A 14,637-nucleotide genomic window follows, 5' to 3' on the forward strand; every position below is an offset into this window, starting at 1 on the left:
CTGAGTATGGGCTATGTGCAGACAGGAAAAATGCCGCTCACTGGCTTAAGTGAACGGCATTACCTCGCGAGAGGGCTTTTTGCTTGGTGCGCCATGCAAACACGGGCATGGACCCGGTCACGCGGGCATCAGGGCAATGTCCTCGCGGGCCCTGTCCAGCAACCACTGGCGAAAGACCGGCAGGCTGGCCGCTGCCCGGCGCCCCGGCAGGCGGCAAAGGAAGTAGCCGCGCTGCAGGGTGATGGGCAGGTCGAACGGCGTGACCAGGCGACCGGCATCGAGTTCGGCCCGAACCAGGCAGCGCTGCACCAGCGCAACGCCCATGTCGGCCATGGCTGCCTGGACCAGGATGGACACCTGGTCGAACACCGTCGACAGCTCGGGCTCGGCCCCCGCAGCGCCGGCAGCCCGCAGCCACTGCGCCCAGTTGCCAGGCGAGGTGGAATGGGCCAGCAGCGGCTCGGCGGACAGGTCGGCCGGATGCTGCCAGCGCTGCCGGGCGGCACGCGCCGGGTGGCACACCGGCACCACCTCGCGGCCAATGACGTAGTCACACTCCCACCCGGGCCACTGCGCCGCACCCAGGCCCGTAAGGATGGCGGCATGCGGCGTGGGGCCCGAGAAATCCTCATCCTTGCGGTAGGGAACGAAGCGCACGCGCACATCCGGGTGCCGGGCTTGAAAGTCCGGCAGGCGCGGCACCAGCCACACGCTGGCCAGCGTGGGCACCACGGACAGCACCAGTTCCGTGGTGCGCGCGGGCCCCTCGCGCAGGGCCTCGCTGGCCGCCTCTATCGCTGCCAGCGGCTCGCGCACGGCAGCCAACAACTGTTCGCCTGATGCGGTCAGCAGCATCTGCTGCGAACTGCGCTTGAGCAGCACCTTGCCGTAATGGCCTTCGAGACGCGCCACCGCCCGGCTGATGGCGCCCTGGGTCACGCACAGCTCGTCCGCCGCGCGCGAAAAACTGCCTGTGCGCACCACGGTGACAAAGGCGTGCAACTCGGACATCGATGGCGAATGCAGGCGCATGGTGCAGCAAGGCTGGGGTGGTGTATGACCAATGGTAATACAGGAATGCCGGAGTGTCGTTTGCGGGTGATCACCGTTCGCCAGAGACTGCCAGCACCCTTTGGCCACCGAGAGAACCCCCACCATGGCAAGCATCCGCCTCCCTTCCTCCCTCAGCCGCCGGGCCACCCTGCTGGCCCTGGCCCTGGCGCCGCTGGCTGGCGCGGTCCATGCGCAAGCCGCTTTCCCGGACCGGCCGATCAAGCTGATCGTGCCCTTCGCGCCCAGCGGCTCCACCGACCTGGCGGCGCGGCTGATTGCCGAATTCGCGGGGCGCGAGCTCGGCCAGCCCATCGTGGTGGAGAACAAGGCCGGCGCCGGGGGCTCGCTGGGCATGGAACAGGTGGCCAAGGCCCGTGCCGACGGCTACACACTGGGCATGGCCACCATGAGCACGCACGGCTCCAACGCGGCCGCCTATGGCAGCCGCATGAAGTACGACCCGGTGAAGGATTTCGCCCCGGTCTCCAACGTGGCCGCCGTCCCCAGCGTGTTCGCGGTGAACGCAGCTTTTCCCGCCCGGACCATGCAGGAGTTCATCGCCCTGGCCAAGGCCAACCCGGGCAAATACAACTTCGCATCCCCGGGCACGGGCTCGCTGGGGCATGCCAACGTGGAGCATTTCTCCAGCCTGGCCAAGATCCAGCTGCTGCACATTCCCTACAAGGGCGCGGGCATGGCGCTCAACGACGCCGTGGCAGGCCAGGTCGATGGCATCACCGACAACCTGCCCTCGGCGCTGCCGCACATCAAGGCGGGCCGCTTGCGGGCGCTGGCCGTGCTCTCCGAGACCCGCTCGCCCCTGCTGCCCGATGTGCCCACCTACGGCGACCTGGGCTTCAAGGAAATGGGTGCCGGTGGCTGGTTCGGCGTGGTGGCACCGGCCGGCACGCCCGCGCCCGTGGTCAACCGGCTCAACCAGGCGATCCATGCGGCCATGAAACACCCCGACTTCATCAAGAAGATGGACGAGGCCGGTGCCACGCTGATCCCCGGTACGCCCGCGCAGTTCGGCGTGCAGATCCGCCAGGCGCTGGACCGCTATGCGCGCGTGGCCAAGGTCGCCAAGCTGACGGCGGAATGATGCGCATGGACCTGCACCGCGACGTCCCTGCCTTCACCCTGCATGTGCCGGTGGCGCCGGCCATCCCCCTGGTCTGCGACTCGCCGCACAGCGGCACCGCCTACCCTGCGGATTTTGGCCATGCCGTACCCCGCGCCCTGCTGCGCGCGGCCGAGGACACGCACGTGGAGGCGCTGTGGCAGGCCGCGCCCGAGGTGGGCGCCAGCTTGCTGGAAGCGCATTTCCCGCGCAGCTACGTCGATGCCAACCGCACGCTCGACGACCTGGACCCGGCCCTGCTCGACGCGCCCTGGCCCACGCCGCTGGCCCCGGGCGAGAAGACGCGCCTGGGCTATGGCCTCATCTGGCGCAACGTGAACGCCACCACGCCCATCTACGACCGCAAGCTCACCGTGGCCGAGGTGCAGGCGCGCATAGCGCGCTGCTACCAGCCCTACCATGCAGCCCTGGCGGCTGCCATCGGGCAGGCACATGCGCAATTCGGCGCCGTCTGGCACCTGAACCTGCACTCCATGCCCAACAACGCCTACGAGCGGCTGCAGATACACAGCCCACACCCGCTGGCCGACTTCGTGCTGGGCGACCGCGATGGCACCACCTGCGAGCCGGTGTTCGTGGACCTGCTGGAAAAGGAACTGAAGTCCCGGGGCTACACCGTGGCACGCAACGACCCCTACAAGGGCGTGCAGCTCATCGCCCGCATCGGCCAGCCCGCGCACCAGCGGCACAGCATGCAGGTGGAGATACGCCGGCCGGTCTACATGAACGAGGCCAGCCGCGAGCGTGGCGCGCACTTCGACACGGTGCAGCGCGACCTCACCGGCGTGCTGCAGGCGATTGCGCGCTACCTGCGCGAGCACCCCTCCCTGCACACACGGGGATGAACCGCCCGGCACAGGGCCAGAATGGCGCCAGCATCGCCCAGGCGACACAAAGGGCGCACAAAGGGCACACAAAGCATCGGCAACAGCGCCTAAGATGCGCGCATGATCACCGTCCACCACCTTGAAACCTCGCGCTCCCAGCGCGTCCTCTGGCTGCTCGAAGAACTGGGCGTGCCCTACGAGCTCAAGATCTACCAGCGCGACAAGGCCACCAAGCTGGCCCCGCCCGAGCTCAAGAAGATCCACCCGCTGGGCAAGTCGCCCGTGATCACCGATGGCGACGAAGTGATCGCCGAGTCCGGCGCCATCGTCGAGTACCTGGTGGAGACCTATGGCGCGCAGGCCACGGGCGACCTCGCCCATCTGCAGCCCGCGCGCGGCACGCCCGAGTACCGCCAGTGCCGCTTCTGGATGCACTACGCCGAAGGCTCGCTCATGAACTGGCTGGTGATGAAACTGGTGTTCATGACCATCCCGCGCCAGCCCATGCCCTTCTTCGTCAAGCCCATTGCCAAGGCGCTGTGCGGCAAGGTGCTCGACAAGATGGTGGACCCGAACGTGAACACCGCCATGGACTTCATGGAAAGCCACCTGGGCCAGCACAACTGGTTCGCGGGCGAGCACCTGACCATGGCCGACTTCCAGATGAGCTTTGCGGTGGAGGCGGCCCTGTCACGCTCCAGCAAGGCCAGCACCTGCCCCAACATCCAGGCCTACAAAAAGCGCATGGAGGCCCGCCCGGCCTACCAGCGCGGCATCCAGAAGGGCGGCCCGGTGGTGATGGGCTGACAGCTCAGGCCGTATCCAGAATACGGCCTGGGTTCAGAATGCCCGCGGGATCGAGCAGTGCCTTGAGACTGTGCATGAGTTCGATCTCCACCGGCGAGCGGCTGTGCGCGAGGAATTCCTTCTTCACCACGCCGATGCCATGCTCAGCCGAGATGGAGCCGCCCACACGGCCGGTGGCGGCATAGACCACCTCTTCCACCTGGTGCAGGCTGTCCGGTGACGCATGAGGACCGGAGAGCACGTGCAGGTTGCCGTCGCCGATGTGCCCGAAGAACAGGTGGCGCTGCGCCGGGAAGCGGCGCTCCAGCTCGGACCCCACCGATTCCACAAAGGCGTCCATGGCCGCCATGGGGATGCCGACGTCGAAGGCCGCAAACGGCTTGAGTTGGCCCAGCAGCTCGCCAATGGATTCGCGGTAGGCCCAGAGCTTCTTGCCGTCTTCCACCGACTGGGCCACCACCACGTCGGAAATCAGGCCCTGCTCCAGGGCCTCGCCCAGCTCGCGCTCCAGCGCTTCACGGTCGCGCTCGTCGTTGGCCCCCAGTGTCTCGACCAGCACATAGACCGGGTGGGGCGCATCGAAGGGCTGGCGCAGCCGCGTCACCTCCATGGCCGCCTCCAGGTAGTCGTCCCACATCACCTCGAAGGCCGACAGCGCAGGCAGTGCGCAGCGCAGGTCGCGCACCAGGTGCGTGGCCGCATCGAACGAGGGCAGCGCGCACAGCGCCGTGTTCGCCGCCGTGGCCCGAGGCGAGAGCTTGAGCACCAGGCGCGTGATCACGCCCAGCGTGCCCTCCGCGCCGATGAACAGGTGCTTGAGGTCCACGCCCGTGGTGTTCTTGGTCACGCGGTTGAGCATGGTCATGAGCCGGCCGTCGGGCAGCGCCACCTCCAGCCCCAGCACCAGGTCGCGCATGGTGCCGAAGCGGATCACCCGGTTGCCGCCGGCATTGGTGGCCGCATTGCCGCCCACCTGGCAAGAGCCGCGCGCCCCCAGGTCGAGCGGGAAGGACCAACCCTCTGCTTCCACCCGCTGCTGCAGCTGCTCCAGCACCACGCCGGCCTGCACCACGGCCGTCCCGCCCACGGTGTCGATGTCTTCGATGGTGTTGAGTTTGGCCAGCGACAGGGCCACTTCCACACCCGAGGGCGTGGCCCCACCGGCCAGCCCCGTCAGCCCACCCTGAATGGCCACGGGCTGGCCCAGGCGGCTGCACACCGCGAGCACGCCAGCCACCTCCTGCGGCGTTCGAGGGAACACCACCAGGGCGGGCGCATGGCGCGGTGCCTCGCTCCAGTCGCCCGCATGGCTGGCGGTCACGCCGGGGTCCCGAACGATCTGGGCGGGCGAAAGGACGCCAGCCAGGGCATCCACCAGGTCTTGCACCGGCATGTCCTGCCGCGATATCGTCTGCATTGCATTTGTCTCCGTTGAAGTCATTGCACTGTACGGAAAGACAAGCACGCGGAGAAATACGCCTTGCACCCATGCGCCATCAGATAAACCTCATGGCAGCGTGCGCCCCACCAGTTGCCCGTCTGCCAGCAATTGGGCAATGAGCTCCAGCAGCAGGTCGCGCACCAGTTGGCCGGCCGGCGTCAGCGGCTGCTCCATCGACCAGACCACCGACTGGGTACGGCTCAGGACCGGCTCCACGATACGCCGGGCCACGATGCCGCGCGCCTCGAACGCTGGGAAGGAATTGCGCGGCATGACCGCGAAGGCCAGCCCGCCGCAGACCATGCTGCGCAGCAGATCGGAGCTGTTCACCTCATAGCGCACGTTGAGCGGGCAATCGAGCGCGACGGCCGTGCGCTCGATGAGCTTGCGCAGGTCGTGCTCGCGGTCGGGCTCCACCAGCGGGCGGTCGCCGATTGCGCGGAAGGCGATATCGCCCGTGGCATCGCCCATCTGCTCCCGGGTGCCGAACAGGCAGAAATCCTCCTCGTAGGCGGGCCGGGATTCGAGCTTGGCCATCTCGGACGCCGTGGGCAGCAGCGCCAGGTCGACGCGCCGCGCCTCCACCAGGGTCTGGGCCTCGCGCGACATGGCGGTGCTCAGGTGCAGCTGCACCTCGGGCGCGCGCTCCTCTATCAGCCGGTACAGGGGCACCACCAGCACGGGCGCGACCGAGCCGACGATGCAGGCGCGCACCACGCCGCGGAACTGCGAGGCCGCGTCGCGCACGTCCTCGCGCAGGCGTTCCATCTGCCGCAGGATGGAGGCCGCCCGGTCAAACAGGCGTTGCCCCTCCATGGTGAGGCGCACGCCGCGCGCATGGCGCTGCAGCAGCACCACGCCCAGTTCTTCCTCCATCGCCGCGATGTGGTGGCTCAGCGCCGGCTGGGCGATGTGCAGGGTGGAAGCGGCCGTCGTGATGCTGCCGGACCGCGCGATCTCGACGAAGTACTTGAGCTGGCGGGGGGTCATGCCCAGACTCTAATGCAGCAGGTGCCAGGCGACGCGCGCCACGCCCGTAGCGCAGGCCAGCAGAACCAATGCCGCCACCCGGGCCAGGCCGGCCGGGTGGGGTACCTGGCCTTCGCAGGCCAGCAGCACACGGCCGCGGTGCACGCCATAGCCGTACAGCGCACAGGCCGCCAGCGCCAGCATGGCGCCAGTGGCCAGCAGCATGGCCGAGCCATCGATCCAGGCGCCGCGCAGCGCCACCAGGGCGTTCAGCAGCACGGCCAGGGCCGTGCGCGTCCAGGCCAGGCTGGTGCGCTCGGGCTGCAGGCCCGGATCGCGCGCGGTCCCTAGAGCGAAAGCCACAGCACCAGGCCCAGCAGCAGCACCGCCACCAGGAACAGGCCGGCCGCCAGCACGGCCAGCGCCGCAGTAGCGGGCAGCGCGCCCTTGCGGCGCATGGCGATCTCGTTGGCGCGCCAGCGCCGGTAGGCCAGCACGCACAAGGCGGCGGCCAGCGCGCACATCAGCAGCGCAATGGCCGAGACCAGCAGGCGCGGCTGCAGCCGGGTGGCGAACTGCTCCAGCAGCACGCCGCCCGCCAGCACGGCCAGGGCGGTGCGGATCCAGGCCAGGAAGGTGCGCTCATTGGCCAGGGTGAAGCGGTGGTCGGGCTCCTCGCCCTCGTGCCGCCAGGCAGGCCCCTTCATCGGGCCTCGGCAGTGGCCAGCGCCTCCTGCGGTACGGGCGTGGCGCCCCCGGCGCCCATGCGCGAGGCCACCTGCACTCCGCCCAGGCGCTCGATCATGCGCTGCTGGTCGGCCTTGGCCAGAGCGTCCACGGCCTCAGGGTCGCAGATAGCGCGCAGCTCGGCCTCCATGGCGCACAGCACGTCGGCAAAGGCGGGATCGCCCGCCAGGTCGGCGAGTTCCTCAGGGTCCGCCACCAGGTCGAACAGTTCGGGCCGGTGGCGCACGTAGTAGTGATACTTGTAGCGCCCCTTGCGCACCATGAAGCCGGCCGTGTTGCTGCCGGCCGCGTGGTATTCGCTGAAGACCACGCGCTCGGGCTCGGCCGGGCCTTGCGCCAGGTCCAGCAGCGAGCGGCCGGGCCGGTCCTGCATCTCGGGCGCCGGGTTGATGCCCACGCCCTGCAGGATGGTGGGGAACAGATCGAGCAAGTCCACCGGCGTCTCGCAGACCCCGGGTTGCACGCCCTGGCCCGCCACGAGCATGGGCACGCGCACGCTTTCCTGGTACAGCGTGGACTTGCCCCACAGCCCGCGCGTGCCCAGGTTGTCGCCATGGTCCGAGGTGTAGACCAGGGTGGTGTCGCCCTCCAGCCCTGCATCGCGCAGGGCCTGGGTGATGCGGCCCACGTTGTGGTCCAGGAAGCTGCACAGCGCGTAGTAGGCCACGAAGGCCTGCCGCCGCTCCTCGGGGCTCTTGAACTCGCCTTCGTTGTCCATGAAGTCCGCGTAGGCCTGCACCCAGGGGTGGCGCTGGTAGCCGCTTGCAGGCTGCAGCTTGGGCTCCGGCATCACTTCATCGGAATACAGCGCGAAGAACTCCTCAGGAGCAACCAGCGGAAAGTGCGGCGCCAACAGGCCCACATAAAGCACGAAGGGCTTGTCGGGGCGGGTTCCCGCATCGCGGATCCACTCGACCGCACGGCCAGTGACCTCGCGGTCGTAGGCGGTGTAGTGCGATTCGCCAGCGCCGATGTGCTCGCCCAGCATGCGCTTGCCGCTGGGGCTGGAAATGTAGGGGTCGCGGATGGACGCCCACACCATGCCATGGCCGCCCACCACATGCATGGGGATGTGCTCCTTGTCGAAGCCGGCGGGGTCTTCCTCGGCGCGGTAGTGCAGCTTGCCGATGCTCTCCACGCGCACCCCCTGGCGCTGCAGCACATGGCCCCAGCCGCGAGGGTCGCCCACGTAGGGCATGGCGTTGTCCCAGTGGCGCGTCTGGTGCACGCGCAGGCCGGTGGCGAAAGCGGCGCGCGCAGGCACGCAGATGGGGCTGGGGGTGTAGGCATCGGTGAAGCGCACGCCGCGCGCGGCGAGTGCGTCCAGGTGCGGCGTCTTCACGAAGGCATGGCCGGCACAGCCCATGATGCGGGGATCATGCTCGTCGGACATGATCACGATGACGTTGCGGCGTGGCATGGGTCGGGTATCTCTCATCAAGTCACGAGTCTTCAGGTGTGTAGCCGGATGCCTTCACGATCTGGCCCCAGCGCGCATGGTCCTCGCGCAGTTGCCTGTCCAGGGCTTCGGTGGTGGCGGTCTGGGGCTGGTATTCGAGCTTGTGCAGCAGCGAGGCGATCTTTTCGGACTGCACGGCCTCCGTGGCGCTTTTGTTGAGCTGCGCGACAAGGGGCGCGGGCGTTCCGGCCCGAGCGAACAGGGCGAAGGTCTCGGTGATCGCCAGGTCGCCGTAGCCCAACGACTTGAAGGTGGGCACGCCGGGCAGCGCGGCCAGCGGCGCCTCATCGGAGATCGCCAGGATGCGCAGCTTGCCCGACTTGTGCATGGGCAGCAGGTTGGGCAGGGTGGTGATCACGCAGGGCAGCACGCCGCCGATGGCATCGGTCACCGCGGCCGAGCCGCCGCGGTAGGCCACGTGCGCCAGCGGCACCTTGGCGGCCTTGCCCAGCAACTGGCCGATGAAGTGCATGGCCGTGCCCGCACCGGGCGTGCCGTAGGCGGCCAGGGCGTTGTCCTTGCGCGCCAGGTCCAGGAACTCCTTGAGCGTCTTTGCCGGGCTGTTGGCGCTCACGGCCAGGGCAAAGCTCATGCTGCAGGCCTTGCCCACGCCGACGAACTGCTTGAGCGGGTCGTACGACAGGGACTTGAAGACGTGGGGGTACAGGGTCAGGTTGCCCATGGGCGTCATGAGCAGGGTGGCGCCGTCTGCCGGCGCCGCGATCAGGGCCTCGGTGGCCAGCCGGCCGCCGGCACCGCCCTTGTTGTCCACCAGCATGTTGAAGCCATGGCCGCGCACGCCTTCGGCCACGGCACGGGCCACGGTGTCGGCAGAGCCGCCCGCGGCGTAGCCCACGAGCACGCGAATGGTTCTGTCCTGCGCGAAGGCAAAGGGGCTGTGGGCGGCCAGGGCCGAGGCGCCCAGCAGGCCCGCGAACTGGCGGCGGGTGGTGTTCATCGCTTGTCTCCTGTTATGGGGCTTGAGTATGGTCAAGGGATGCCGGCGTGAGAAATACCGTTTCAGCGCCCAAGGCATGCAGAAAACTTGATGCCTTTCACCTCCTCAGGGGCCCGCATGCCTGCACTGCCAGGATGGCCTTGTGCATTGGCTCAACCACGCCCCAATGAGCAGCAAGCCTGCACAAGTTCAGTGCTTTGCGCTCTTCAAATGCACTGCATTTGGTTTCCCGCATGAATCCAGCGCACAACGGTGCTTGGCATGCCGAAATTGCAAGATAACTGCGCCTTGAAATCCCTACAGTCTCCCTATCCCCCGGCCTTAGTGCTGCCCACTTCTGGAGACGATGTATGACCGATCTGTTTGACAACCCCATGGGCCTGTGCGGCTTCGAGTTCGTGGAATTCTCCTCGCCCAAGCCCGGCTTGCTGGAGCCGATGTTCGAGAAGATGGGCTTTTCGCTGGTCGCCAAGCACCGCTCCAAGAACGTGCTGCTGTACCGCCAGGGCGGCATCAACTTCATCGTCAACAACGAGCCAGGCACTGCGGCCTACTTTGCCGGCGAGCACGGCGCTGCGGCCTGCGGGCTGGCGTTCCGGGTGCGCGATGCCCACAAGGCCTACAACCGGGCGCTCGAACTCGGTGCCCAGCCCATCGAGATCCCCACCGGCCCGATGGAGCTGCGCCTGCCTGCGATCAAGGGCATCGGCGGTGCGCCGCTGTACCTGATCGACCGCTTCGAAGATGGCAAGTCCATCTACGACATCGATTTCGAGTTTTTGCCCGGCGTGGACCTGCACCCCAAGGGCCATGGCTTCCAGGTGGTCGACCACCTCACGCACAACGTGTACCGCGGCCGCATGGCCTACTGGGCCGACTTCTACACCAAGCTGTTCAACTTCCGCGAGATCCGCTACTTCGACATCTCGGGCGAGTACACGGGCCTGACCTCCAAGGCCATGACGGCACCGGACGGCCTGATCCGCATCCCGTTGAACGAGGAATCGCGCCAGGGCGGCGGCCAGATCGAAGAGTTCCTGATGCAGTTCAACGGCGAAGGCATCCAGCACATCGCCCTGCTGACCGACAACCTGCTCAAATCGATCGACCAGTTGCAGATGGCCGGCATCCCCTTGTTGACCGCGCCCAACGAGGTCTACTACGAGAACCTGGAAAAGCGACTGCCCGGCCACGGCCAGTCGGTGGGCGAGCTGCAGGCCCGCGGCATTTTGCTGGACGGCACCACCGAAGGCGGCCAGCCGCGCCTGCTGCTGCAGATCTTCTCGCAGCCCATGCTGGGCCCCGTGTTCTTCGAGTTCATCGAGCGCAAGGGCAACTACCGCGAAGGCTTCGGCGAAGGCAACTTCAAGGCCCTGTTCGAATCGCTGGAGCGCGACCAGATCAACCGCGGCGTGCTCACCGCCACCGACAAGGCGCCCGCCAAGGAAGCGGCATGAAGCTCACGCCCGAGGAGCTGGCAGCGCAACTGCCCTCCCTGGCCGGCTGGACGCATGCCGAGGCGCGCGGCGGCCTGATCACCAAGGATTTCCAGTTCGCGGACTTCGTGCAGGCCTTCGGCTTCATGGCCCAGGTCGCCCTGCATGCGGAGCGCATGAACCACCACCCCGAGTGGTCCAACGTCTACCACCGCGTATCGGTCACGCTGACCACGCACGATGTGGACGGCATCTCTGGCAAGGACATCGAGATGGCCCGGCTGATGAACCGCATCGCGGCAGCCCAAGCCGCCGCATAGGAGACAGGCATGCTGCAGCAGCAACTCAAGGAAACCGCCAAGCACGGGCTGGCGGCCGGAGAGGCACAAGCCCCGGAGCGCCCCGACTGGACCATCGACCAGGGCTGGGCCCGCTACACCCAGGAAGAGCACGGCGTGTGGCGCACCCTGTTCGAGCGGCAGTCGAAACTGCTGCCCGGGCGCGCCTGCGACGAGTTCATCCGCGGCATGCAGGACCTGCCCATTGGCCCGGAGCAGATTCCCGACTTCGAGCAGATGTCCAAGGTGCTCAAGAAGCGCACCGGCTGGGAAGTGGTGGCCGTGCCCGGACTGGTGCCCGACGAGGTGTTCTTCGAGCACCTGGCCAACCGGCGCTTTCCCGCAGGCCAGTTCATCCGCAAGCCGCACGAGCTCGACTATCTGGAAGAGCCCGATGTCTTCCACGACGTGTTCGGCCATGTGCCGATGCTGATGAACCCGGTGATCGCGGACTACATCCAGGCCTACGGCGAAGGCGGCCTCAGGGCCTACCGCCTGGGCGTGCTGGAAAAGCTGGCCCGGGTCTACTGGTACACCGTGGAGTTCGGCCTGGTGCAGCAGAGCGACGGCCTGCGCATCTACGGCGCGGGCATTGCCTCGTCGGCCAGCGAGACGCGCTTCTCGGTCGAAAGCGATTCGCCCAACCGCGTGCGCTTTGACCTGGAGCGGGTGATGCAGACCAACTACCGCATCGACGACTTCCAGGAAACCTACTTCGTGCTGGGCCACCTGGACGAACTGCTGGAACTGGCCAAGATCGACTTCGCGCCGATCTACGAGCGGCTGAAGGGGGCCCCCGAGCACGATGCGGGTGCGGTGCTGCCCGGTGACAGCGTGGTGACCCGCGGGACGCTGGCCTACCACGATGCCAAGCGCCAGGTGGCACACGCCTGAGGCCTACCATGCGACACTCCAGAACGGCCCCACGCGGGCCGTTTTGCATGAGGGGAACACACATGGCACAGCAACCAACCGCAGCAGGCTACTCCGTCCTTTTTCTCTGCATGGGCAACATCTGCCGCAGCCCCACGGCGCACGGCGTGTTCCGCCACCGCGTGCAGGCGGCCGGCCTGGCCGACCGGGTGCGCGTGGACTCGGCCGGCACTCACAACTACCACCCGGGCGAGCCACCGGACCACCGCTCGCAGCGCCACGCCTCACGGCGCGGCTACGACCTGTCGGATTTGCGCGCGCGGAAAATGCTGCTGGCCGACTTTGCCGCGCACGACCTGGTGCTGGCCATGGACTGGGACAACCTGGCCATGGCGCAGGAGCTGTGCCCGCCCCAGCACGCCCACAAGCTCAGGCGCCTCACGGAGTTCTGCCTGCACATGCAAAGCCCGGTGGTGCCCGACCCCTACTACGGCGGCACCACGGGCTTCGATGGTGTGCTGGACCTGGTGGAAGATGCCTGCGAGGGGCTGCTGCAGCATGTGCAGCGGGAGCTGCAGCACCGAAGCAAAAGCTGATCAGCGCACCGCACAGACCAGAGGCCCCGGGTCGTTGTGCGCTACGTCCCGGTCGTTCTTCGCCTGGCCGACCTCCATCACGCGCGGCAGGGCAACACCGTTCTTCACGGCCAGGATCTCGGCCATCACGCTCACGGCGATCTCGGGTGGGGTCTTGCTGCCGATGTAGATGCCGATGGGCCCGCGCAGGCGCGCCAGGCTGGCTTCGGTCTGATCGAAGTGCTCGATCATGCGCGCGCGGCGCGCATCGTTGTTGCGCCGCGAGCCGATGCCGCCCACATAGAAGGCCTCGGACGACAGGGCTTCGAGCAGGGCCAGGTCGTCGAGCTTGGGGTCGTGCGTGAGCGCCACCACACAACTGCGCCGGTCGGGCTTGAACTGCACCACCACATCGTCGGGCATGTCGCTCACCAGGGTGGCGCCGGGTACCTTCCAGCCATGGCGGTATTCCTCGCGCGGGTCGCACACCGTCACGGCAAAACCGTTGAACAGGGCCATGGTGGCCAGGTACTCGGCCATCTGCCCGGCGCCGATGATGAGCATGCGGTACTCGGGGCCGAAGGTATTGGTCAGCTCCTGCCCATCCACGGCCAGTTCGGCGGGCTCGGTGGCCATGGCCAGGGTGGCTGCGCCATCGGCCAGGCGCACGGAGCGCTGCACCAGCCGGCCGGCGTCGAGCGCGGCGATCAACTCGGCCAGGCCGGCGGGATCGGGGTCGTATTCGAGCAGCAACTCCAGCGTGCCGCCGCAGGGCAGGCCGAAGCGGTGTGCCTCGTCGGCCGTGATGCCGTACTTGACGAAGGATGGCGGGCCCTGGGGAATGCGGTGCTCATGCCCCGTGGCACCAGCACGCTCTTGCGCATAGGCGCGGGTGTAGCGGTCGATCAGGTCGTCCTCGATGCAGCCGCCCGAGACCGAGCCCACCACCGCACCGTCGTCGCACAGCGCCATGATCGAGCCCACGGGCCGGGGGGATGACCCCCAGGTCCGCACCACCGTGGCCAGCAGCGCACGCCGGCCGGCGGCACGCCAGCCGTGCAGGGAGCGCAACACCATCACATCGAGGTTTTCCATCGTCATCGTGCGTAGATTGTGCCCAAGGCCCGGCGGTTCCGTGCGCCAGAGGGAAAGCTCAGAAGGTGTGAATGAATCCGGCGTGTCCGAGCAGGCTGCCACAACGCGTGCGATCTAGGCGCAAAGCACAGCCATAGCTCGGGCTATGGCGAGCATTTGCAACGACGAGCGCGCGTGTTTTGGCGGGATGAGCGGGCATGGCGGGTTCGTTCATACCTTCTTAGTTCAGCCACCAGGCCAGTGCCACCAGTGCCGCGGCACCCGCCACCCAGACCCAGACGGGAACGCCGCCGCTGGGAGCGTCTGCCCCGCCGGCGGCCTGCAGGCCGGCGCGCTGGCTCGGCACAAAGCCGCTCGGCGGCCCGGCATCTTCGCCCGGCTGGGTGGGGATCTCGGCCGGCACGGTGTCGGGGGGATCGGCATCGCTCTCCCCCTGGGCGGGCGGGTGGCGGCGCTGCATCTCGTTGTCGAAGCGCTTGAAGAAATCCTCAGCCATGCCCTTGGCGGCGCCGTCGATCAGGCGCTGGCCCAGTTGGGCGATCTTGCCGCCCACGGTGGCATGCACGGTGTAGTGCAGCGTGCAGCGCTCCTCGCCGCCTTCGGGCGGCAGCGCCTCCAGCCGCACCTGGGCATTGCCCTTGCCAAAGCCGGCCACGCCGCCCGAGCCATCGAAGGCGATGGTGTAGCTTTCGGGCGGCACGATGTCGGACAGCGTGATCTTGCCCGCGAACTTGGCCGACACCGGCCCGATCTTGAGGGCCATGGCCACGCTGTACTGGTTCTCGCCCGTGGGCTCGATCTTTTCGCAGCCGGGAATGCACAGCTTGAGCACCTCGGGGTCGTTGAGCGCCTCCCAGGCCTGGCTCTGGCTGGCGGCAAGGGGGCGGCTGGCTTGCATTTCCATGGTGATCTTCCTCG

General features: G+C 67.8%; 16 protein-coding genes. 7 read left to right on the top strand and 9 right to left on the bottom strand.

Translation table 11 applies throughout. The features are described 5' to 3' along the window. Positions 1-117: 117 nt before the first annotated feature. Positions 118-1,032, bottom strand: coding sequence for a LysR substrate-binding domain-containing protein (locus ASE28_RS02910; RefSeq protein WP_057264556.1), 915 nt, complete (start codon positions 1,030-1,032; stop codon positions 118-120). A 124-nt stretch (positions 1,033-1,156) separates the two neighbouring features. On the opposite strand from ASE28_RS02910, the gene ASE28_RS02915 reads away from it, so the two are divergent. The 3 genes from ASE28_RS02915 (at position 1,157) to ASE28_RS02925 (ending at position 3,828) form a co-directional block, all read left to right on the top strand. Then, the gene (locus ASE28_RS02915) at positions 1,157-2,155 is read left to right on the top strand and encodes a tripartite tricarboxylate transporter substrate binding protein BugE (protein WP_057264558.1); all 999 of its coding nucleotides are present in this window, start codon (positions 1,157-1,159) and stop codon (positions 2,153-2,155) included. A 5-nt stretch (positions 2,156-2,160) separates the two neighbouring features. Continuing rightward, positions 2,161-3,039, top strand: coding sequence for an N-formylglutamate amidohydrolase (locus tag ASE28_RS02920; protein WP_157421845.1), 879 nt, complete (start codon positions 2,161-2,163; stop codon positions 3,037-3,039). Positions 3,040-3,141: 102 nt separating this feature from the next. Next, positions 3,142-3,828, top strand: a complete 687-nt coding sequence (locus ASE28_RS02925; RefSeq protein WP_057264563.1) for a glutathione S-transferase family protein — start codon at positions 3,142-3,144, stop codon at positions 3,826-3,828. Between the two features lie 4 nt (positions 3,829-3,832). Here ASE28_RS02925 and ASE28_RS02930 read toward each other — a convergent pair whose 3' ends face one another. From ASE28_RS02930 to ASE28_RS02955, 6 genes are all read right to left on the bottom strand, one after another. Next, positions 3,833-5,245 (bottom strand): FAD-binding oxidoreductase, encoded by a 1,413-nt coding sequence (locus ASE28_RS02930; protein WP_082607869.1) that lies wholly within the window; start codon positions 5,243-5,245, stop codon positions 3,833-3,835. A gap of 90 nt (positions 5,246-5,335) precedes the next feature. Next, positions 5,336-6,259: a LysR family transcriptional regulator gene (locus ASE28_RS02935; RefSeq protein WP_057201234.1), complete on the bottom strand. Its 924-nt coding sequence runs from the start codon at positions 6,257-6,259 to the stop codon at positions 5,336-5,338. A 9-nt stretch (positions 6,260-6,268) separates the two neighbouring features. Continuing rightward, on the bottom strand, positions 6,269-6,601 hold the full coding sequence (locus ASE28_RS02940; RefSeq protein ID WP_057264565.1) for a DUF202 domain-containing protein: 333 nt from the start codon (positions 6,599-6,601) through the stop codon (positions 6,269-6,271). Next, positions 6,586-6,945, bottom strand: coding sequence for a YidH family protein (locus tag ASE28_RS02945; protein WP_057201236.1), 360 nt, complete (start codon positions 6,943-6,945; stop codon positions 6,586-6,588). The genes ASE28_RS02940 and ASE28_RS02945 overlap by 16 nt, the downstream gene beginning before the upstream one ends. Further along, positions 6,942-8,405, bottom strand: coding sequence for a sulfatase-like hydrolase/transferase (locus tag ASE28_RS02950; RefSeq protein WP_057264567.1), 1,464 nt, complete (start codon positions 8,403-8,405; stop codon positions 6,942-6,944). Before ASE28_RS02950 ends, ASE28_RS02945 begins: the two co-directional genes overlap by 4 nt. Positions 8,406-8,427: 22 nt before the next feature. Further along, positions 8,428-9,402, bottom strand: a complete 975-nt coding sequence (locus ASE28_RS02955; protein WP_057264569.1) for a tripartite tricarboxylate transporter substrate binding protein — start codon at positions 9,400-9,402, stop codon at positions 8,428-8,430. A 350-nt stretch (positions 9,403-9,752) separates the two neighbouring features. Here ASE28_RS02955 and hppD point away from each other — a divergent pair, with 350 nt between their 5' ends. The 4 genes from hppD to ASE28_RS02975 all read left to right on the top strand — a co-directional run bounded on the left by hppD (position 9,753) and on the right by ASE28_RS02975 (position 12,645). Further along, a complete protein-coding gene (hppD, locus tag ASE28_RS02960; RefSeq protein ID WP_057264571.1) occupies positions 9,753-10,859 on the top strand; it encodes a 4-hydroxyphenylpyruvate dioxygenase in 1,107 nt (368 codons plus the stop codon). After that, positions 10,856-11,158 carry a 4a-hydroxytetrahydrobiopterin dehydratase gene (locus ASE28_RS02965; RefSeq protein ID WP_057264573.1) on the top strand — a complete coding sequence of 101 codons (303 nt, stop codon included), beginning with the start codon at positions 10,856-10,858 and terminating at the stop codon, positions 11,156-11,158. Before hppD ends, ASE28_RS02965 begins: the two co-directional genes overlap by 4 nt. 9 nt (positions 11,159-11,167) lie before the next feature. Continuing rightward, positions 11,168-12,070, top strand: coding sequence for a phenylalanine 4-monooxygenase (gene phhA / locus ASE28_RS02970; protein ID WP_057264575.1), 903 nt, complete (start codon positions 11,168-11,170; stop codon positions 12,068-12,070). Positions 12,071-12,132: 62 nt separating this feature from the next. Next, entirely contained in the window at positions 12,133-12,645 is a 513-nt protein-coding gene (locus ASE28_RS02975; RefSeq protein ID WP_057264576.1) for a low molecular weight protein-tyrosine-phosphatase, read from the top strand. Here the strand turns inward: ASE28_RS02975 and ASE28_RS02980 are convergent, their stop codons facing one another. Beyond that, the gene (locus tag ASE28_RS02980) at positions 12,646-13,719 is read right to left on the bottom strand and encodes an XdhC family protein (RefSeq protein ID WP_057264967.1); all 1,074 of its coding nucleotides are present in this window, start codon (positions 13,717-13,719) and stop codon (positions 12,646-12,648) included. It abuts the gene before it with no gap. 220 nt (positions 13,720-13,939) lie between these two features. Continuing rightward, complete coding sequence (locus ASE28_RS02985; RefSeq protein WP_057201243.1) at positions 13,940-14,623, bottom strand: CoxG family protein; 684 nt, start codon at positions 14,621-14,623, stop codon at positions 13,940-13,942. Between the last annotated feature and the right edge of the window lie 14 nt (positions 14,624-14,637).

Origin of the sequence: Acidovorax sp. Root219, from assembly GCF_001428665.1 — a bacterium.
Classification (GTDB): domain Bacteria; phylum Pseudomonadota; class Gammaproteobacteria; order Burkholderiales; family Burkholderiaceae_C; genus Acidovorax.

Excerpts from the sequence above, each read along its gene's own strand:
- ASE28_RS02920 (WP_157421845.1), top strand. The coding sequence starts at position 2,161 with ATGGACCTGCACCGCGACGTCCCTGCCTTCACCCTGCATGTGCCGGTG.
- ASE28_RS02975 (WP_057264576.1), top strand. The coding sequence starts at position 12,133 with ATGGCACAGCAACCAACCGCAGCAGGCTACTCCGTCCTTTTTCTCTGC.
- phhA (WP_057264575.1), top strand. The coding sequence starts at position 11,168 with ATGCTGCAGCAGCAACTCAAGGAAACCGCCAAGCACGGGCTGGCGGCC.
- ASE28_RS02965 (WP_057264573.1), top strand. The coding sequence starts at position 10,856 with ATGAAGCTCACGCCCGAGGAGCTGGCAGCGCAACTGCCCTCCCTGGCC.
- ASE28_RS02955 (WP_057264569.1), bottom strand. The coding sequence starts at position 9,402 with ATGAACACCACCCGCCGCCAGTTCGCGGGCCTGCTGGGCGCCTCGGCC.
- ASE28_RS02930 (WP_082607869.1), bottom strand. The coding sequence starts at position 5,245 with ATGCAGACGATATCGCGGCAGGACATGCCGGTGCAAGACCTGGTGGAT.
- hppD (WP_057264571.1), top strand. The coding sequence starts at position 9,753 with ATGACCGATCTGTTTGACAACCCCATGGGCCTGTGCGGCTTCGAGTTC.
- ASE28_RS02980 (WP_057264967.1), bottom strand. The coding sequence starts at position 13,719 with ATGGAAAACCTCGATGTGATGGTGTTGCGCTCCCTGCACGGCTGGCGT.
- ASE28_RS02945 (WP_057201236.1), bottom strand. The coding sequence starts at position 6,945 with ATGAAGGGGCCTGCCTGGCGGCACGAGGGCGAGGAGCCCGACCACCGC.
- ASE28_RS02985 (WP_057201243.1), bottom strand. The coding sequence starts at position 14,623 with ATGGAAATGCAAGCCAGCCGCCCCCTTGCCGCCAGCCAGAGCCAGGCC.
- ASE28_RS02950 (WP_057264567.1), bottom strand. The coding sequence starts at position 8,405 with ATGCCACGCCGCAACGTCATCGTGATCATGTCCGACGAGCATGATCCC.
- ASE28_RS02935 (WP_057201234.1), bottom strand. The coding sequence starts at position 6,259 with ATGACCCCCCGCCAGCTCAAGTACTTCGTCGAGATCGCGCGGTCCGGC.
- ASE28_RS02910 (WP_057264556.1), bottom strand. The coding sequence starts at position 1,032 with ATGCGCCTGCATTCGCCATCGATGTCCGAGTTGCACGCCTTTGTCACC.
- ASE28_RS02925 (WP_057264563.1), top strand. The coding sequence starts at position 3,142 with ATGATCACCGTCCACCACCTTGAAACCTCGCGCTCCCAGCGCGTCCTC.
- ASE28_RS02915 (WP_057264558.1), top strand. The coding sequence starts at position 1,157 with ATGGCAAGCATCCGCCTCCCTTCCTCCCTCAGCCGCCGGGCCACCCTG.